This is a genomic window from Halorhodospira halophila SL1 (assembly GCF_000015585.1).
Lineage (GTDB): Bacteria > Pseudomonadota > Gammaproteobacteria > Nitrococcales > Halorhodospiraceae > Halorhodospira > Halorhodospira halophila.
Map to the genome: position 1 here is coordinate 1,165,561 of NC_008789.1, position 19,024 is coordinate 1,184,584.

Here is a 19,024-nt window from a genome sequence, read left to right on the forward strand (position 1 = left end):
GGCGATCGGGATCAGGCGACCGTATCGCCGCCGACCCGGACCAGGGTCCGGCCGGTGACCTGCCTGGCAAGCACCGCCTCGGCGGCGTCCCGCAACTGCTCCAGCGCCACCTCGCGGGTGATATAACCTTCGGGGTCGCGGGGGCGCAGGTCGTCGCCCAGGCGCCGCCAGCCCTCCAGGCGGAGCCCCCGCGGGCAGTTGGCCGAGCTGATCCCGAGGAGGCTGACGCCGCGCAGGATCCAGGGCATGACGGTGGTCTCCAGCTTGACGCCCCCGGCCAGACCGATGGCCGCGACGTTGCCGTACTCCTCGACCTGGGGCAGGAGGCCGGCCAGCAGCGGGCCACCCACCGTGTCGACCACGCCGCCAAAGCGGGCCCGGTCCAGCGGGCGCTCGCTGAGCCCGATGGCGTCCGGGGCCACCACCTCGGCAGCCCCCAGCCCGCGCAGGTACGCCGCGGCCGGCTCCTTACCGGAGACCGCAATCACCCGGTAGCCGGCATTGCTGAACAGGTCCACGGCGATACTGCCGACACCGCCCGATGCCCCGGTCACCACCACGTCGCCCAACGCCGGGGTCTGCCCGGCCGCCTCCATGCGGATCAGCGCCAGGGCTGCAGTGAAACCCGCGGTGCCGAGCGCCATCGCCTCACGGACGGTGACTTCCGCCGGGACCGGCACGACCCAGTCGGCAGGGACCCGCACGTACTCGGCGAACCCCCCGTCGTGGACCTCGCCCAGCCCGCAGCCGGTGACCAGGACCCGATCCCCGGGGACCACGTCCGCGCTGTCGCTGGCCGCCACGACGCCAGCGGCGTCGATCCCCGGGGTCATGGGGAAACGACGCAGGATCTTGCCCTGGCCCGTAACGGCCAGGGCGTCTTTGTAGTTCAGTGAGGAGTAGGCCACCCGGATCAGGACATCGCCGGCCGGCAGATCGTCGCCGCCGAGGGTCACAACCCCACCCTGATCCTCCTTGCCGGCTTCCGACACGCGCCACGCCTGGAAATTTTGCATTCTGGGTCACCTCTGACAGCCCGCTCAGCGAGTCTACAACAGCGTTTTACTGCTTCCCAAATCCTATTTTTGACAAAAGGTTACATTACCTTTTAGCCCTCTATGGACGCTCATCGCGGGCCATGCGGCGCAATAACCATTATTCCCAACAATGTTCCGATTCGCGGTCCATTGGGCGCGCACCGGGTCAAGCCCTCCGTTGGACCCCGCGCGGCGCTTGGTGCACCATGAGCTGCGGTCAAAAACCGACCCCGCAGCGAGGATTCACAGGCACGACCCATGGCGCCGCGCACCTATCTCCCTTTGGCCGTGCTGGCCCTGATCGCCGGGGCGATCGCCGCCGTGCTGATGATCGGCGAACAGCGCGGCGCAGACACCGAAACCAGCAACCGGGGCGAACCTGGTGAGCCGGCCGATCGCCGCGGGGCCCTGGTCGATGAGGTGGTCTTCACCGAGGAGTCCGACCCGGGCCGGCTCACTGCGCTGATCGAGCACGGCTCACACCACCTGTTCACCCAGGGCATCGACAGCGCCACGATCTTCCGTCAGGCGCAGGATTCCGACCAGGTCGGCCACTTTCTCTCCCACGGCACGGCCATCGAACTAACCCTCAACCCGGCGGCCTTCGAGGATGATCAGCGGCTCAATCCGTTCCAGGAGCCCCGCATCCGCGAGGCGCTCAACCGCCTCGTCGACCGGCGCTATGTGGCCGAGGAGCTCTTCGGTGGCCTCGCCGTCCCCCGCTATCTGCCGATCAACACCGCCTTCCCGGACTACGCCCGCCTGGCGGAGACCGCCCGATCCCTGGAGCTCGAGTACCGCCACGACCCGGACCGCGCCGAGGCGACCATCGCCGAGGAGATGGAAGCCCTCGGCGCCGAGCGCCGGGGCGGCCGCTGGTACTACCAGGGGGAGCCGGTGACCCTGTCGGTACTCATTCGCACCGAGGACAACCGCGAGCGGGTCGGCGACTACATCGCCAACCTCATGGAGGACCTCGGCTTCGCGGTCGAGCGCCTCTACCGCACGGCGGAGGAGGCGTCGCGGATCTGGATGACCGGGGACCCGGCGGCCGGGCGCTGGCACATCTACACCGGCGCCTGGGTGTCGACGGTGATCAACCGGGACATTGGCGACGACTTGAACTATTACTACACGCCCCGGGGCCGTCCCGATCCACTGTGGCAGGCGTACGACCCCACCGAGGCGTTCAGCACCGCCGCCGAACGCCTGGAGCGGCGCGACTACAGCAGTGTCGAGGAGCGCCAGACCCTCATGAAGGAGGGGCTCGAACTGGCCATGGAGAACTCGGCGCGCATCTGGCTGGTCGATCAGCTCAGCGTCTGGCCCCACGCCGCCGATCTGGAAGTCGCCGGGGACCTGGCCGGGGGGCTCTCGGGCTCTCAGCTGTGGCCCTTCACCCTGCGTTTCAGCGACCGCGTGGGCGGCCGGGTGGTGGCCGCCACCCCGAGCATGCTGACCGAGCCCTGGAACCCGGTCGCGGGCAGTAACTGGATCTTCGACCGGATGATCCTGCGCGGCCTGACCGACTCGGCAGTGCTGCCCGACCCCTTCACCGGCCTCTACTGGCCGCAGCGCATCGAGTCGGCCGAGGTCACCGTGACCGAAGACGCGCCGGTCTCTCGCACCCTGGACTGGGTGTCGCTGGAGACCACCGAGGAGATCGAGATCCCGGGCGACGCCTGGATCGACTGGGACCCGGAGGAGCAGCGCATCCTCACCGTCGACGACCGGCACGAGGACGGGCTGACCGCACGCTCGCGGGTGGTGCTCCACTACGAGGACGACTACCTGGAGCGGCGCTGGCACGATGGCTCACAGGTCTCGGTGGCCGACGTGGTGCTGCCGTGGATCCTCAGCTTCGCCCGGGCCGACGAGGACAGCCCGCTGTTCGATCCATCGCATCTGCCAGAGTTTGAGGTCTACCAGCGCAACTTCCGCGGCTGGCGCATGATCGATACCGACCCCCTGACCGTCGAGGTCTACAGCGACCAGGTCTACCCGGACGCCGAAAACCTCGTCGCCGCCCGCATCCCCGGCGCCCTGCCCTGGCACGTACTCAACCTGGGCATCCAGGCCGAACGCGGCGGCGAGCTGGCCTTCTCCTCCAGCAAGGCCGACCGCATGGACGTGGAGTGGCTCAACCTGGTCTCCGGCCCCAGCCTGGAGATCCTCCGGGGTTACCTGCAGGCCGCCACCGAGAGCGAGCAGGTGCCCTTCGAGGACGTCCTCGGCACGTGGCTGCGCGAGGGCGAGGCCGCCGAGCGCTACCGCGCCCTGGGCGAGTGGCACCGGGAGCGCGGCCACTTCTGGGTCGACGACGGCCCCTTCTACCTGCATTCGGTGCGCCCGGTGGAGGGGAGCATCGTCCTGCGCCGCTACGCCGACCACCCGGACCCGTCGGACAAGTGGCTGCGCTTTACTGATCCGCGGATCCCGGAACTGGAGATCGACGGGCCGCTGCTGGTCGAGCGCGGCGATGACCTGGAGCTGACGGTGCGCATCACCTACGCCGGCGAAGCCTACCCGGGTGAAGAGATCGAGGCGGCGCGCTTCCTGCTCTTCGACAAGAACGACCAGCTGGTGCTGGAGCGCGAGGCCGAACCCGCTGCAGGCGGGGAGTGGCATATCCGCGTCCCGGCCGAGGAGTTGGAGGCGCTGGGCACCGGGGCCAACAGCCTGGAGCTAGCGGTCACCTCGCAGAGCGTGGCCCTGCCGGCCTTCGCCACCCACGCCTTCGCCACGCTGCCCGCCGGCGAGGCTGAAGCAGACGGCGAGGAGGAGGAGTAACCGTGGCCACCGCCGCACCCGCCAGCCGTACCGCCTCCCTGCTGCGCGACCTTCGCTATCTGGGGGTCTTCACCGCCAAGCGGGTGATCGCGCTGCTGCTGACCGTGCTGGTCGGCGTCTACCTGACCATCCTCATCGCCAACATGGGCGGCCAGGTGGACGAGCTGCGCATGGCACAGATCCAGGGCGAGGTCGCCGAGCAGGTCCGCGGCGACCCGGCCTTCCAGGATCTGGACTCGGAGGAGCGCGAGGAGCTGATGCAGCGGCAGATCGACCTGGAGGTCGAGCGCCTGCGTCTCGACGAGCCGTTCATCCTGCGCAGCTTCGACTACCTGCGCGCGGCCATGACCCTCGACCTCGGGCGCGCCGAGCAGATGCACAGCGACGCGGGATCCCGGCAGGTCTACAACATCATCGTCGAGCGGCTCCCGGCGACGCTGCTGCTCTTCGGCACGGCCAACCTGCTGGTGTTCTTCGTCTCGGTCTTCGCCGCCCTGTCGCTGTCCCGGCGCTACGGCAGCCGTCTGGACCAGAGCGTCATCGGCCTGGCCCCCACCTCGGCGGCCCCGGCGTGGTTCTACGGCATCTTCCTGATCCTGCTGTTCGCCTTCATCTTCCCGCTGCTGCCAACCGGGGGGATGGTGGCGGTACCGCCGCCCGAGGACCCGTGGGCCTACGCGGCCAGCGTGATCCGGCACATGGCCCTGCCGGTGGCGGCGATGTTCATCGCCCAGATCTTCATATCGATCTACTCGTGGCGAACCTTCTTTCTCATCCACTCCAGCGAGGACTACGTGGAGATGGCCCGGGCCAAGGGGCTACCCGACGCGCTGGTCGAGCAGCGTTACATCCTGCGGCCGACGCTCTCGCCGATCATCACCAGCTTCCTGCTGATGCTCATCGGCCTGTGGAGCGGGGCGATCATCCTCGAGCAGGTGTTCAACTGGCCGGGCCTGGGGACACTGCTGTTCGAGGCCATCGGCCACCGTGACACGCCGGTGATCATCGGCTCGGTGGTCGTCTTCGCCTACCTGCTGGCGGTCACCGTGTTCCTGCTGGATTTCCTCTACGCCATCCTGGACCCGCGGGTCCGTATCGACGGGGGGCAGCGATGATCCGCTGGCGCGACGGACTCACCCAGGTACGACGCTACCCTTCGGCCGTGGTGGGGCTGCTGATCATCGCCATGCTGCTCGCCACCGCGGTCTACGCCGTCACCGCCATCCCCTACTCCGAGGCGCAGAAGCTCTGGCGCGGCGGCGATGCCTGGCAGGATCTGCCGGTCAACGCCAGCCCGGCATGGACCGATCGGCTCTTCGGTGGCGAGGCGCCGCGCACCATCACTGCCTCCAGCGACGACGCGCCCACCGAGACCCAGGACCTGGGCGCGGCCCGGCTCGAGACCACCACCCTCAAGGTGGACTTTCCGTACGACGATTTCCCTTCGGAGATCAACCTGTTCCTCGAGGCGGAGTTCGAGGAGGGCCAGCCCTTTGCACGGGTCTACTGGCGCACCCCGGACGGCCAGGAGATCCCCATCGACGCCCGGCGGATCGGCGAGCGGGAACGCTTCTCGATCTCCCAGGACCGGCAGCTGGAAAGCCGGCTGGGCTTCCCGCCCCAGGTCGGCCTGTTCACCGACGCCGAGCCCGGCACGCCGAACCCGGTGGTGCGCGGCGGCACCTACGAGTTGATCATCGAGACGGTGCACTTTGAGGAGTTGGCCCGGATGCACGCTGACCTGGTCGTCTACGGGCAGGTCCACGGCGCCTTCGGCACCGACCACCAGCGCCGCGATCTGGCTGTCGCCCTGCTCTGGGGCACACCGGTGGCGCTGGCCTTTGGGCTGCTGGCCGCCGTCGGCACCACGATCACCACCCTGATCATCGCCGCCACCGGGGTCTGGTACGGCGGCTGGGTAGACGCCACCATCCAGCGGCTCACCGAGGTGAACATCATCCTGCCGCTGCTGCCCATCCTGGTGATGATCGGCACCCTCTACTCGACCAGCATCTGGCTGATGCTCGGCGTGGTGGTGGTGCTGGGCATATTCAGCGCCGGGATCAAGATGTACCGCTCCATGCTCCTGCCCATCCGCCAGGCACCCTACATCGAGGCAGCCCGCGCTTACGGGGCCAGCGGCGGGCGGATCATCCTGCGCTACATGGTGCCGCGGATCCTGCCGGTACTGATCCCGACCTTCGTGACCCTGATCCCCACGTACGTCTTCCTGGAGGCGTCGCTGGCGGTCCTCGGCCTGGGTGACCCGGTGCTACCGACCTGGGGCAAGGTCCTCCACGACGCCCAGGCCCAGAGCGCGCTCTACCACGGGTTCTACTACTGGGTGCTGTCACCGGCGGCGCTCTTGATGCTGACCGGGCTCGGCTTTGCCATGCTCGGCTTTGCCCTGGACCGGATCTTCAACCCGCGGCTGAGGAGCATCTGATGGCCGGCGCTCCGCTGCTCGAGATCGAGAATCTGCGCCTGGGGTACGCCACCGAGCGCGGCACACTCTGGGCGGTCGACGGCGTCCACCTTGAGGTGCGCCGCAATGAGGCCCTGGCCATACTCGGCGAATCCGGCTGCGGCAAGAGCTCGCTGGCTCGAACCCTGCTGCGCACCCTGCCGCGCAACGCCCACGCCCCCAGCGGACAGATGCGCCTGGACGGGCGCGAGGTGCTCGGCCTTTCGGAAGAGCGCTTTCGCCGCGAGGTGCGCTGGGTGCGGATCGCCCTGGTGATGCAGGCCGCCATGAACGCCCTCAACCCAGTGGTGCGGGTGGGCGAGCAGGTCGCCGAACCGCTGCGGGTCCATCATCGACTGGGCCGGCGGGAGGCCCAGCGGCGGGCCGCGGCCGCCTTCGAAGAGGTCGGCATCGCCACGGACTTCCTGCGCCGCTACCCCCACGAACTCTCCGGCGGCATGCGCCAACGGGCCGTGCTGGCTATGGCCCTGGTCACCGAACCGGATCTGGTCATCCTCGATGAGCCCACCTCAGCCCTCGACGTGCTGACCCAGGCGTCGATCATGAACGTGCTCAAGCGCATCAAGGCCGAACGCGGGGTCAGCTTCGTGCTGATCACCCACGACATCGCCACCTCCAGCGAGCTCGCCGACCGCGTGGCCCTGATGTACGCCGGCCAGGTGGTGGAGACCGCCAGCGCCGGGGCATTCTTCGGCGAGCCCGCTCACCCTTACTCACGGCTGCTGATGGACTCGGTCCCGCGGCTCCATCAGGAGGAGCCGCCCCGCGCCATCCCCGGAAGCCCGCCGAGCCTGCTCGAGCCTCCGCGCGGCTGCCGTTTCGCCGAGCGCTGCCCAAAGGCCTTCGAGCGCTGCAGCGAGCCGCCCCCGGAGGTGGCCTACGACACCCGCCACTGGGTTCGTTGCTGGCTTCACCACCGCTCGGGAGGGGGACAATGAGCTCGCACGCACCCATGGCGCAACCGACCGTCGGCGCCGACGAGGCCCTGCTCCGGGTCGACGGCCTCTACACCCACTTCGAGCTGCGTCAGTGGGGCTTCCTGCGTACCGGCACGGTACACGCCGTCGACGGCGTCACCTTCACCCTGGACGCCGGGGAGGCCGTCGCTGTGGTGGGCGAGAGCGGCTGCGGCAAGAGTTCGCTGGCGCGCACCCTGCTCGCTCTCCACCGGCCCACCGCGGGCTCGGTGCGTTTTGCCGGTACCGAGCTGGGTGCGCTCAACGGCGCGGCCCTCAAGGCGTACCGGGCCCAGGTCGGCTATGTCCAACAGGATCCCTACGGGGCCCTGCCACCGTTCATGGAGGTGAAGCGGATTCTAGCCGAGCCGCTGATCATCCACGGCGTTCGCCCGCGGGCCGAGCGCTGGCGGCGGATCAAGGCGGCCCTGGAGGAGGTCGGCCTGACACCGGCGGCCGACGTTGCCGCGAAGTTTCCCCACCAGCTCAGCGGCGGGCAGCAGCAGCGTGTGGTCATCGCCCGCGCCCTGCTGCTGCGCCCGGCGATGATCATCGCCGACGAGCCCGTCTCCATGCTCGACGCTTCGGTGCGGGTGGAGATCCTCAACCTGCTCCATCGCATCCAGCAGGAGCACCGGCTGGCCCTGCTCTACATCACCCACGACCTCTCCACGGTCCGCCACTACGTGGACCGAGCCATGGTGATGTACGGCGGACGGATCATCGAACAGGCGCCGGTGGGCGCGCTGCTCCAGCGCCCGCAGCACCCGTATACCGAGGCCCTGCTCAGCGCGCTCGGGGATCCCGACGCCGCTAACGCCGGACGGCCGCGCCCGGTCCCCGGGGGCGAGGCCCCGAGCCTGATCCAGCCACCCTCCGGCTGCCGCTACCATCCACGCTGTCCGTACGCCATGGTCAACCGCTGCGAGCTGGACCCGCCGCCCCCGGACTTCCGGCCCCACCCGGAGCACCGCGCCGCCTGCTGGCTGCGCGAGTAGGCCCCGATGCGTGGCGTCGAGCGTATCCCGTGGCTCTATGACACCGGCATGGCCGTCTGCGAGCGCCTGGGCATGGGTCGCTGGCGCCAGGCGCTGGTCGACGGGGCCCGGGGTCGGGTCCTGGAGGTGGGGTGCGGGACCGGGCGGACACTGCCACTGTACCCGGCAGGGACCACGGTCTGGGGCATCGATCCGGACGCCGCAGCCCTGCGCCGGGCCCGGCGCAGGGCGCCGCAGGCCCCGCTGTGCGTGGGTCGCGCCGAGGCGCTGCCCTTCCCGGCGGGCCACTTCGACACCGTCACCACCAGCCTGAGCTTCTGCAGCGTGGGGGACGTGGCGGCGGGGCTGGCGGAGATCCGTCGGGTCCTCGACGGCGACGGGGTGCTGCGCATGCTCGAGCATGTCCGCTCTCCGGGGCTGGCGGGCCGGATCCAGGATCGCATCCAGCCGGCCTGGACCACGCTGAGCGGCGGCTGCCACTTGAACCGCGATACCGAAGCGGCCGTCCGAGCGGCGGGGTTCCGGATCGACGACGCCTCGCGCCAGGCCCGCGGGGTCATGCGCTGCTTCGCCGCTTATAAGGTGTAGCCATCACTGCGGGCGCAGCCGCTGCCACAGATCGGCCAGGTGCGCCGCCAACCCCGCCAGCAGCCACGCCGAGACCCAGTACCAGGCGGCATCGGTCAGCGCCGCGCGCAGCGCCAGCAGCAGAAAGCCACCCGCCGCCAGCGTGGTCACCAGGGTCCCCGGGGCCAGCCCCCACCCGCTACGCCGGTAAACCAGATAGAGGAGCGCCCCCTCGAGGACCATCAGCAGCAGGATGGCGTCGATGATCCGGCCGGTGTCGAACAGTTCAACCATCGGCCCGCATCACCACTGGTCGAGCAGCTCGCGCAGCTCGTCTTGCAGGGCATCGACCTCGGACTGCGCCTGCTCGAGGATGGTGTCCACCTTGTGGAAGTCGAGCACGCGGATATCGCGGATCTCCGGGCTGATGAGAATATCCGGCGCCTCGCGCCGTCTCTTCTCTTGCAGGATCGAGTACTGCATGATCTGGAAGGTGTTGAAGATGTTGTCCAGATAGGCGGGATTGTTCAGGGTTTCGCCCCCGCCCTCCTCGCGACTGCCGAGCACGTTCACCGCCACGACCACATCACAATCCTCGCTAAGCAGATCGAAGGGCACCGGATTGGTCAGCCCGCCATCCACCAGCACGCGGTCGCGGTAGGACACCGGGCTGAACAGCCCGGGCATCGCCATGCTCGCCTGCACCGCTGGCCAGAGCGCCCCGGCGTCGAAGACCACCGCCTCACGCTCCCAGTAGTCGGTGGCCACCACCTGCAGCGGGATCTCGAGTTCACCGAAGCGCGATACACCGGTCTTTTTACGCAGGTGAGCGATAAAGGCGTCGGACTCTACCAGCCCGCCGTCGCGCCCGGACGGCTGCACGAAGTCCAGCCACTGTCGCCACTTGCCGCCCATCAGGGTCCGCAGCCAGTTCTCGTCCTGATCGGCGACGAGTTCGTCGATCCCCGCGCGGATCTCTTCGGCGCTCAGGCCGGCCGCGTAGAGCGCGCCCATGATGGCGCCGATGCTGCAGCCACTGATCCGGTGCGGCCGCACACCGAGTTCCTCGAGGGCCTCGAAGACCAGCAGGTGGGACAGGCCGCGGGCCCCGCCACTGCCCAGCGCCAGGCCAATACGCGGCCCGCCCTCCCCTTCGGCGGCCCGGGCACCGGAGAGGGGGGCCGCCGACATCCCCACCAGCGGCAACATGGATGCGCTGACCATCATCTTCAGGGTATGCCGTCGCGGGCGATCGGGCAGGTCTCGTGTCACTTCGGATCCTCGACTCGGGGGCGTGGGGGCGTGATACCGGGTGCTGCTGCAGGGCACCCTCTGAACATAGCAAGTCCGGATGCCGCTGTCGTCACGGCGACGCCGCGCCGGCCGGGCGGTGCAGTAGGGCCACATCACTGCGCGGCAGGTACAGCTGCGCCCCCCAGCGCCGGGCGAGCCAGTGGAAGGTCGCCTCGGCGTAGAAGGCCACGTGTGTGGGGTCGCGCAGATAGTGCCAGGTCGGGAACGCCTCAGCGGGCGGCTGCCGCTTGGTCATGATGCCCAGCCATCCCCCGGGGCGCAGACACCCCCAGAGGCCGTCGAGCTCGGCGGCCGGCTCGGCCAGGTGCTCGACCACCTCGGTGGCGGTGACCAGCTCATAGCGTTCGCGCAGCGGCGCCGGGTCGGGGTAGTAGAAGGGGTCGTAGACGGCGGTCCGGTACCCCGCCTCCCGGAACATCGCCGCCAGGGCCGGGCCGTGGCCACAGCCGAAGTCGAGCAACTGCGCCGGCGGCGGCACCGTCGCCATCAGCGGATCGGCAACCCGGGCCAGGAAACGCCGATACCCCGGATCGTCCACCGCATTCTGGTGCTGGTCGTAGACCGCCTTCTCGTCCGGCGTGGACAGGTGCTGATCCGGCGGCACATGAACCAGGGCACAACTCGGGCACCGGTAGTAGTCCCGCTCGGCGCGGTGGAACAACCGTGCCGCATCGGTACAGAGGGGACACGGACGCATGCTCACGGCGCCCCCTCGGCCCCCGTGCGGATCGCCTCAAGGCGCCTCCCGTCGGCGGTCATCAACCGCAGACGGTCCTCGTCGGGCATGTAGAGGAAATGGACATCCGCCAGCACGCCGAGATAGCGCTGCTCGGCCTCGGTCAGGTCGGCATCACTGCAGGCCATGCGGGTGGCGGCCAGGCCACTGAATACGATCCGCTCGCCGGTGAGCCGGTAGCCGCCCAGGTAACGATTGCACGGCGCCTGCCCGTGCACCCTTCCCTCGCAATCGAAGCTCAGGGTCACCACCGTCTCGGGGGACTGGCCGTCGACGGCGACGATCTGCCACCCGCCGTCGGTCAGCAACGCGTGGGGATCGCCGCCGCAGCCACGGTGCCCTTCGCCGTCGAGCTGGTAGTGCACCCGATAGGGGTGCGGCATGCCCGTGGCCAAGTCGGCGCACAGCGCCTGCTCGACCACCACCTCCAACGACCGACCGTCGTCGGTCTCGGCGGTATAACGCTGACCCGCGTCCGTGGTCTCCGGGGCGGGTTGCTCGGCGGTGACCTCGACCTGGCCGTAGTCGGCCAGCAGACGCAGCTGCTCCCCGTCCATGCGCAGCATCCAGCCAGGTTCCTGGCCACGAGCGACGAAGGATTGGTCGACGGTACCCAGCCCCGGCGCCGGCTCCGGCGCGGTGTCCGGCGTCTCGGCGGACTCCGCCGACGGAGCTGGGGGCGTCTCCTCGGGGGCCGGGACCACCTCGGCGTCCGGCGCCTGTTCGGGGGCAGCGCAGGCGGCCAGCAAGAGCAGCATCAGCCAGACAGTAACGGCGGGAGCGAAGGTACGAAGGGCGGTCATGGCTCCAGAATACCCCAAAACTGTCGCCCAGCGGGGCCGCTGGCGCTGACCCGACCGGCGGCCGCCCCCGGGCGGGGGCGGCGCGGGGGCCTGAGCCGGCTCAGTTGGCCTTGTGGATCGCCCGCTTGCCGACGGCCAGGGCCGCCTCGTGGACCGTCTCGGAGAGCGTCGGGTGGGCGTGGATGGTCCGGGCGATGTCCTCGGCGGAACCGGCGAACTCCATGGTCACCACGGCCTCGGCAATGAGCTCGGAGGCCTGCGGGCCGATGATATGGGCCCCGAGCAGCCGGTCGGTCTCGGCGTGGGCGATGAGCTTGACCATCCCCGCCGTCTGATCCATGGCGCGGGCCCGACCATTGGCAGCGAAGCCGAAAACCCCGGTGTTGTAGGGGATGCCGGCCTTCTTCAGCTGCTCCTCGGTCCGGCCCACCCAGGCGATCTCGGGGTCGGTGTAGATGACCCAGGGGATGGTCTCGTAGTTGAGGTGCCCCCCCTTACCGGCGATCCGTTCGGCCACCACGATCCCCTCTTCCTGGCCCTTGTGGGCGAGCATCGGGCCGCGGACCACGTCACCGACGGCGTAGACGTCCGGCAGGTTGGTCTTGCAGTCCTCGTCGACGTTGATGAAGCCGCGCTCATCGAGGAGCAGGTCCACCTCCTTGGAGCACAGGTCGTCGGTGTTCGGGCGACGGCCGACGCAGACGATGAGGCGATCGACCTCCAGCTCCTGCTTCCCGTTCTTGTCCTCGTAGGAGACCGTGACCGAGCCATCGACCCGGGTGCCGGTCACCCGGCAGCCCAAGCGGATGTCCAGGCCCTGCTTCTTGAACTCCTTCTGCGCGGTGCGCGCCACCTGGCGGTCCACCGGCCCGAGGAACTCGTCCTGCGCCTCGAGCAGCACGACCTCGGAACCAAGCCGGCTCCACACCGACCCCATCTCCAGGCCGATGACCCCGGCGCCGATGATACCGAGTCGCTCCGGGACCTCGGTGAAGTCCAGGGCCCGATCGGAGTTGACGATGCGTTCGTGATCCAGTGGTGCGGCGCCGAGCTCGACACTCTGCGAGCCCGTGGCCAGCACCACGGAGTCAGCGCTGTGCCGCTCGGTGCTGCCATCCGGACGGCGCACCTCCACGGTCTTCGCCTCGACCAGCTGACCGTGGCCGTGCAGCCACTCGATCTTGTTGGCCTTGAACAGCTGGCGGATGCCGCCGGTCAGGTCCTTCACCACCCGATCCTTGCGGGCGATCATCTTCTCGACATCCAGCTCCACCCCCTGGGCCGTGATGCCGTGGGCGCTGAGCTGGTGGGTGACCTTGTGGTACTGCTCGGAGCTGTCGAGCAGCGCCTTGGAGGGGATGCAGCCGACGTTCAGGCAGGTCCCGCCCAGGGCGGGTTCGCCGTCCTTGAAGACGAAGGCGTCGACCACGGCGGTGCGCATGCCCAGCTGGGCGCAGCGGATGGCAGCGCTGTAGCCGGCGGGACCGGCACCGATGACGATGACATCGTAGTGATTGGACATGTTGCGACCCTGTTCTGTGGTTGTGTGTGCGCTCGGACGCATCCGGCCCACGAGGGGCCTGCGCCGCTAGACCTCGAGCAGCAGGCGGGCGGGATCCTCGATGCAGTCCTTGATGGTCACCAGGAACTGCACGGCTTCCCGGCCGTCGATGAGGCGATGGTCGTAGGTGTGGGCCAGGTACATCATCGGCCGGACCACGATCTCACCGTCTTCGACCACCGGCCGTTCCTGGATCTTGTGCATCCCCAGGATGCCGCTCTGCGGCGGGTTGATGATCGGCGTGGAGAGCAGCGAGCCGAAGATGCCGCCGTTGGTAACGGTGAAGGTCCCGCCGGTGAGCTCGTCCATGCTCAGCTTGCCCTGCTGGGCGCGCTTGCCGAGCTCGTTGATCTGCGCCTCGATCTCGGCGAAGGAGAGGCGATCGGCATCGCGGAGCACCGGCACCACCAGGCCGCGCGGCGAGGAGACGGCGATGCCGATGTCGTAATACCCGTGGTAGATGATGTCCTGCCCATCGATGGAGGCATTGACCGCCGGGTAGCGCTTGAGGGCCTCCACCGCCGCCTTGACGAAGAACGACATAAAACCCAGGCGCACGTCGTGGGCCTTTTCGAAGCGCTCGCGGTAACGGGCGCGCAGATCCATCACCGGCTGCATGTTCACCTCGTTGAAGGTGGTGAGCATGGCCGCGTTCTGCTGCGCCTCGACCAGCCGCTCGGCGATGCGCTGGCGCAGGCGGGTCATCGGTACCCGCTGCTCGGGCCGCCCCCCCAGGGGGGCGGCTGCGGCGGACTCCTCGGCGGGAGCGCTCTGCGGCGCTGTAGCCGCTGTGGGCGCCGCCTCGGCCTCGGCGCGACGCTCCAGGTGGCGCAGGACGTCCTCCTTGGTCAGGCGCCCGTCCCCACTGGACGATTCGATCTGCGCCGGATCGAGCCCGTGCTCGCGGACCAGTCGGCGCACCGCCGGGCTCAGACCATCCAGGCTGGCTGCTGGAGCCGGGGCCTCCGCCGCCGGCGGGGCCGCGCCGGAGGCCGCGTCACCGGCGCTCCCCGGGGCCGACTCCGCCGACGCCTGTCCGCCCGCGGCTGCCGCCGAGGCGACCTCGGCCGCCGGGGCCGCACCCGCCTCGACACGGCCGAGGACGTCGTCCGGCGTCACCGTATCGCCCACGGCCCGGTCGATCGCCTCCAGCACACCGTCGGCGGGGGCCGGGACCTCCAGGACAACCTTATCGGTCTCCAGGTCGACCAGGTTCTGGTCCTGGGTCACCGCCTCCCCGGGCTGTTTGTGCCAGGCCACCACTGTCGCCTCACTGACGGACTCGGGCAGCGCTGGAACCTTGATCTCGACGCTCATGCAGGTCCCCTTCTCTGGTGTTCTCGTGCGGACTCCGTTGCCACGTGCCGGCTAGGCGAGCGCGTCCTCGACCAGCGCCCGCTGCTGATCGTGGTGGCGCTTGGGGTAGCCGACGGCCGGCGAGGCCGCCGCGGCACGTCCGGCGTAGCGCAGCCGTTGATCCGGCCCCATGCAGTTGTAGAGGTGGTGGTTGGTGGAGTACCAGGCTCCCTGGTTCTTGGGCTCTTCCTGACACCAGACCACCTCGGTGGCCGCCGCGTAGCGCTCGGCCAACAGGATACGCAGTGCCCTCTCCGGGAACGGGTAGAGCTGCTCGACCCGGATGATGGCGACATCGTTGCGGCTCTCCCGCCGACGGGCTTCGAGCAGGTCGTAGTAGACCTTGCCGGCGCACAGCACCACCCGGCGGCAGGCGGCCGGGTCCAGATCATCCACCTCGTCGATGATGTTGTGGAAGTGGCCGCCGGTCAGGTCGTCGAGCCCCGAGGTCGACAGCTTATGCCGCAGCAGGCTCTTGGGCGTGAGCACCACCAGCGGCTTGCGGTAGCGGCGCAGCATCTGCCGCCGCAGCATGTGGAAGAACTGCGCCGGCGTGGTGGGCACGCAGACCTGCATGTTGTACTCGGCACACAGCTGCAGATAGCGCTCCAGGCGAGCGGAGGAGTGTTCTGGCCCCTGCCCCTCATAGCCGTGGGGCAGGAACATGGTCAGGCCCGACAACCGCCCCCACTTGGCCTCGGCCGCGGCGATGAACTGGTCGATGACCACCTGCGCTCCGTTGGTGAAATCGCCGAACTGCGCCTCCCAGATGGTCAGGGTATCCGGTTCCGTGGTGGCGTAGCCGTACTCGAAACCGAGCACGGCCTCCTCGGAGAGGAGCGAATCGATGACCACGAAATCCTGGGGTTCGGTGGTGACGTCCTGCAGCGGTACGAAGTTCGAGCCATCCCGGGCGTTGTGCAGAACGGCGTGGCGGTGGAAGAAGGTACCACGCCCGGAGTCCTGCCCGGTCAGGCGCACCCGGTACCCATCCTGCAGCAGAGTGGCGTAGGCCATGGTCTCGGCGAAGCCCCAGTCCAGCGGCAACGCCCCGGCGACCATCTTGCGCCGGCTCTCCATGATCGAGGCCACCCGCGGATTGAGCTCGAAGCCGTCCGGCAGGGCGTCGAGGATCCCCTGCAGGCCGCGCAGGCGCTCCTTGTCGACGGCGGTCTCCACCGGCTCGTTCCATTCGGCGCCAACAAACCGGGCCCAATTCGCCGCGTAGTCATTGCGTACCCCGGTGAGGATGTTCGACGCCACCACCTCGCGGTTCTCGAGGGCCTCGCGATAGGCGGCGACCATCTCCTCGGCCTCCCGGGGGCCGAGGATCCCCTCTTGCACCAGTCGCTCGGCGTAGCGCTGGCGCACCGGCGGCTGGTTGCGGATCTTCTGGTACATCATCGGCTGCGTGGCCGCCGGCTCATCGGCCTCGTTGTGCCCGTGGCGGCGGTAGCAGATCAGATCGATGACCACGTCGCGGCGGAAGGTGTTGCGGTAGTCCAGGGCCAGGGCCGTGGTGAACGCCACCGCCTCGGGGTCGTCGCCGTTGACGTGGAAGATCGGCGCCTGAACGATCTTCGCCACCTCGGTGCAGTAGTGGCTCGAGCGGGTGTCCTGCGGATGGGAGGTGGTGAACCCGATCTGGTTATTGACCACCACATGCACGGTGCCGCCGGTATAGAAGCCCCGCGCCTGGGAGAGTTGGAAGGTCTCCATGACCACGCCCTGCCCGGCGAAAGCGGCATCCCCGTGGATGAGCAGGGGCAGCACCTGCTTGCCCTGGGGATCCCGGCGGCGGCGCATGCGCCCCCGGCAGGATCCTTCCACCACCGGGTTGACGATCTCCAGGTGCGACGGGTTGAAGGCCAGGGCCACGTGCATGGGGCCACCCGGGGTCTGGATGTCGGACGAGAAGCCCATGTGGTATTTGACGTCGCCGGAGCCCTGCAAGCCGTCGGGCTGGTGCCCCTCAAACTCGGCGAACAAATCGCCCGGGTCCTTGCCCATGATGTTGATCAGCACATTGAGGCGGCCCCGGTGGGCCATGCCAAGCACCATCTCCTTGACACCCTCACGCCCGGCACCCTGGATCAGGTCGTGGAGCAGGGGGATCAGCGCATCCCCGCCCTCGAGCGAGAAGCGCTTCTGGCCGACGTACTTGGAGTGCAGGTACTTCTCGATGCCCTCGGCAGCGGTCAGCCGCTCGAGGATCTCCTTCTTGCGCGCCGCACCCAGACGCGGGCGGCAGCCGGTCCCCTCGAGCCGCTCCTGGATCCAGCGCTTCTGAGCCGTATCCGTGATGTGCATGTACTCCGAGCCGATAGGCCCGCAGTAGACCTCCTCGAGCTGCGCAATGATCTCGCGCAGCGGCATCTGCGTGGGCGCGAAGAGGGAACCGGTGTTGAACGACTGGTCGAGATCGGCGGGCGACAGCCCGTGGAAGGCCGGATCGAGATCCGGTACCGGGGGCTTCGGGCGCAGATCCAGGGGGTCGATATCCGCCGCCTGGTGGCCACGGAAGCGGTAGGAGTTGATCAGCCGCAGCACCGCCGCCTGCTTCTCGGCAGCCTCAGCGCTTAGCCCGCCCTGGGCTGCGCCGGAGGCCCGCGCCGGCGTGCCGCCGTTATCCCGCCCGTGCTGCTCGAAGCGCGCACGGATGGGGCTGTGCGGGATATCCTCGCCGTCGCCGAGCTCCTGGGTCAGGCTGTGGAAATAGGCCCGCCACTCCGGGTCCACGCGGCTGGGATCGGCCAGGTACGTCTCGTACAGGTCCTCGATGAAGGCCGCATTGGCGCCGTGCAGGTGGGAGGTGTTGCGAAGCTGTTCGAAAAGGCCGCGATCAGTCATGCCACCACTCTAAGGCTCGGAACGAACGGAGAGAACCCGTGCGCGGGGGCGCAGTGCCGCTGCGGGTCCATCCCGCCACCCCCGCGCTAACCTTGATCGCCCCCGCTGCCATCCGGTGAGGCGGCCGCGGATGGCTGTGTTCGTCCGGCGAGCAGGATGCCGATCTCGAAAAGCAGCCACACCGGCACAGCCAGCAGCACCTGCGAGAGGACATCCGGCGGTGTGAGCATCATGCCGACCACGAAGGCGCCGACGATCACGTAGGGGCGCTTGGCCGCCAGGCTCTCGCGGGTGGAGATGCCACTGCGCACCAGCAGAATGGTGGCGATGGGCACCTGAAAGGCCGCACCAAAGGCGAAGAACAGGGTCAGCACGAACGACAGGTATTCGCCGATATCCGTCATCATCTGCACGCCTTCCGGGGAAACCAGGGCGAAGAAGCGGAAGGCGATCGGGAAGACCACAAAGTAGGCGAAGGCCGCACCGAGGTAGAACAAGCCGGTGCTGGAGATCAGCAGCGGCCAGATCATCCGCCGCTCGTGGCGATAGAGCCCCGGCGCCACGAAGGCCCAGAGCTGGTAAAGGATGTACGGCACGGTGACGAAGATGGCCGCCACCAGGGCCAGCTTCATGGGGATCAGGAAGGGCGAGGCCACCTTGATGGCGATCATCGAGGTGCCCTCGGGGAGGACTTCCTGCAGCGGCCCCGAGATCCAGCGATAGAGGGTATCGCGGAACGGGTAGAAGAGCAGGAACGCGCCGAGGACCACCACCACGACGCGCAGCAGGCGATCGCGGAACTCCTTCAGGTGGCTAAGCAGCGGCGCCTCCTGCAGCTTTTCTTCACCACCCTGATTCTGCTCGGGACCGCCGGCGCTCACTGATCCTGCTCCTTATCGGCAGCCCGTGGCTTGCCACCCTCGGACTCCTCGGCCTTACGGAGCCTGGCAGCACGGCGGGCCTCTCGGGTCTCCCGCTCCACCTCGTCCCCGGCACCCTTGAACGCCTGACGGGTCTCCTCGACGTCGCGGCGCACCGACTCACCGGCCTTACGGATCTCCTCGATCCGCAGCTCGCGCTCGACCTCCCGGCGCGTGGCATTGAACGAGGAGCGCGCCTTGCCGGCCCAGCGGCCGAGCACACGCACGGTCCGCGCCATGCGCTCGGGACCGAGCACCAGCAAGCCGATCAGGCAGATGATCAGGACTTCCCAGAAGCCGAGGTCGAACATGGCGATCCTGCGTCAGGGTGGTAACGGAGGCACGCCGGCGCCTCTTACGAGGTGCTGCGGTCGTGGTGCTCGGCACTCTGGCGGGCTGAACTGCTCTCCCGGGCCTGGGTCGTCTGCTCGGGGGCGGGCTCGTCCTGGTGCTCCAGCGGCTCCGGCTCGTCCGAGGACTCACCGTCTGCGCGCTTCTGCGCCTCTTCCTCCTCACCCTCGCGCATCGACTCCTTGAAGCCGCGGATGGCGCCACCCAGGTCACCGCCGATGTTGCGCAGCTTCTTGGTTCCAAACAGCAGCGCCACGATCAGCAGAATGATCAGCAACGACCAGATATTGAATCCCATCT

Annotated in this window: 17 protein-coding genes; 6 read left to right on the forward strand and 11 right to left on the reverse strand. The window is 68.8% G+C overall.

Annotation, left to right across the window (positions count from 1 at the left end; translation table 11 throughout):
* Positions 1-11: 11 nt before the first annotated feature.
* Entirely contained in the window at positions 12-1,016 is a 1,005-nt protein-coding gene (locus tag HHAL_RS05475) for a YhdH/YhfP family quinone oxidoreductase (RefSeq protein ID WP_011813872.1), read from the reverse strand.
* Between the two features lie 279 nt (positions 1,017-1,295).
* On the opposite strand from HHAL_RS05475, the gene HHAL_RS05480 reads away from it, so the two are divergent.
* The 6 genes from HHAL_RS05480 to HHAL_RS05505 are packed head-to-tail and all read left to right on the forward strand — an operon-like array spanning position 1,296 to position 8,854.
* A complete protein-coding gene (locus HHAL_RS05480; protein WP_011813873.1) occupies positions 1,296-3,827 on the forward strand; it encodes an ABC transporter substrate-binding protein in 2,532 nt (843 codons plus the stop codon).
* Positions 3,828-3,829: 2 nt separating this feature from the next.
* Positions 3,830-4,942, forward strand: coding sequence for an ABC transporter permease (locus HHAL_RS05485; protein ID WP_011813874.1), 1,113 nt, complete (start codon positions 3,830-3,832; stop codon positions 4,940-4,942).
* Complete coding sequence (locus tag HHAL_RS05490) at positions 4,939-6,273, forward strand: ABC transporter permease (RefSeq protein ID WP_011813875.1); 1,335 nt, start codon at positions 4,939-4,941, stop codon at positions 6,271-6,273. Before HHAL_RS05485 ends, HHAL_RS05490 begins: the two co-directional genes overlap by 4 nt.
* A complete protein-coding gene (locus HHAL_RS05495) occupies positions 6,273-7,250 on the forward strand; it encodes an ABC transporter ATP-binding protein (protein ID WP_011813876.1) in 978 nt (325 codons plus the stop codon). Before HHAL_RS05490 ends, HHAL_RS05495 begins: the two co-directional genes overlap by 1 nt.
* On the forward strand, positions 7,247-8,266 hold the full coding sequence (locus tag HHAL_RS05500) for an ABC transporter ATP-binding protein (protein ID WP_011813877.1): 1,020 nt from the start codon (positions 7,247-7,249) through the stop codon (positions 8,264-8,266). Before HHAL_RS05495 ends, HHAL_RS05500 begins: the two co-directional genes overlap by 4 nt.
* A gap of 6 nt (positions 8,267-8,272) precedes the next feature.
* A complete protein-coding gene (locus HHAL_RS05505; RefSeq protein WP_011813878.1) occupies positions 8,273-8,854 on the forward strand; it encodes a class I SAM-dependent methyltransferase in 582 nt (193 codons plus the stop codon).
* A 3-nt stretch (positions 8,855-8,857) separates the two neighbouring features.
* On the opposite strand, the gene HHAL_RS05510 is transcribed toward HHAL_RS05505, so the two are convergent.
* The 10 genes from HHAL_RS05510 to tatA form a co-directional block, all read right to left on the reverse strand.
* The gene (locus HHAL_RS05510) at positions 8,858-9,127 is read right to left on the reverse strand and encodes a hypothetical protein (protein ID WP_011813879.1); all 270 of its coding nucleotides are present in this window, start codon (positions 9,125-9,127) and stop codon (positions 8,858-8,860) included.
* A gap of 9 nt (positions 9,128-9,136) precedes the next feature.
* The gene (locus tag HHAL_RS05515; protein WP_011813880.1) at positions 9,137-10,105 is read right to left on the reverse strand and encodes a patatin-like phospholipase family protein; all 969 of its coding nucleotides are present in this window, start codon (positions 10,103-10,105) and stop codon (positions 9,137-9,139) included.
* Positions 10,106-10,196: 91 nt separating this feature from the next.
* Positions 10,197-10,844, reverse strand: coding sequence for a class I SAM-dependent methyltransferase (locus tag HHAL_RS05520; RefSeq protein ID WP_011813881.1), 648 nt, complete (start codon positions 10,842-10,844; stop codon positions 10,197-10,199).
* 2 nt (positions 10,845-10,846) lie between these two features.
* Positions 10,847-11,686, reverse strand: coding sequence for an META domain-containing protein (locus HHAL_RS12565; RefSeq protein WP_011813882.1), 840 nt, complete (start codon positions 11,684-11,686; stop codon positions 10,847-10,849).
* A 100-nt stretch (positions 11,687-11,786) separates the two neighbouring features.
* Complete coding sequence (gene lpdA / locus HHAL_RS05530; protein ID WP_011813883.1) at positions 11,787-13,208, reverse strand: dihydrolipoyl dehydrogenase; 1,422 nt, start codon at positions 13,206-13,208, stop codon at positions 11,787-11,789.
* A 66-nt stretch (positions 13,209-13,274) separates the two neighbouring features.
* On the reverse strand, positions 13,275-14,564 hold the full coding sequence (odhB, locus tag HHAL_RS05535) for a 2-oxoglutarate dehydrogenase complex dihydrolipoyllysine-residue succinyltransferase (protein WP_011813884.1): 1,290 nt from the start codon (positions 14,562-14,564) through the stop codon (positions 13,275-13,277).
* Positions 14,565-14,615: 51 nt separating this feature from the next.
* Positions 14,616-17,453 (reverse strand): 2-oxoglutarate dehydrogenase E1 component, encoded by a 2,838-nt coding sequence (locus HHAL_RS05540; RefSeq protein WP_011813885.1) that lies wholly within the window; start codon positions 17,451-17,453, stop codon positions 14,616-14,618.
* A gap of 86 nt (positions 17,454-17,539) precedes the next feature.
* Positions 17,540-18,334 carry a twin-arginine translocase subunit TatC gene (tatC, locus tag HHAL_RS05545; RefSeq protein WP_011813886.1) on the reverse strand — a complete coding sequence of 265 codons (795 nt, stop codon included), beginning with the start codon at positions 18,332-18,334 and terminating at the stop codon, positions 17,540-17,542.
* Complete coding sequence (gene tatB / locus HHAL_RS05550; protein ID WP_011813887.1) at positions 18,331-18,684, reverse strand: Sec-independent protein translocase protein TatB; 354 nt, start codon at positions 18,682-18,684, stop codon at positions 18,331-18,333. Before tatB ends, tatC begins: the two co-directional genes overlap by 4 nt.
* A gap of 44 nt (positions 18,685-18,728) precedes the next feature.
* The gene (gene tatA, locus HHAL_RS12570; RefSeq protein WP_011813888.1) at positions 18,729-19,022 is read right to left on the reverse strand and encodes a Sec-independent protein translocase subunit TatA; all 294 of its coding nucleotides are present in this window, start codon (positions 19,020-19,022) and stop codon (positions 18,729-18,731) included.
* Positions 19,023-19,024 lie beyond the last annotated feature (2 nt).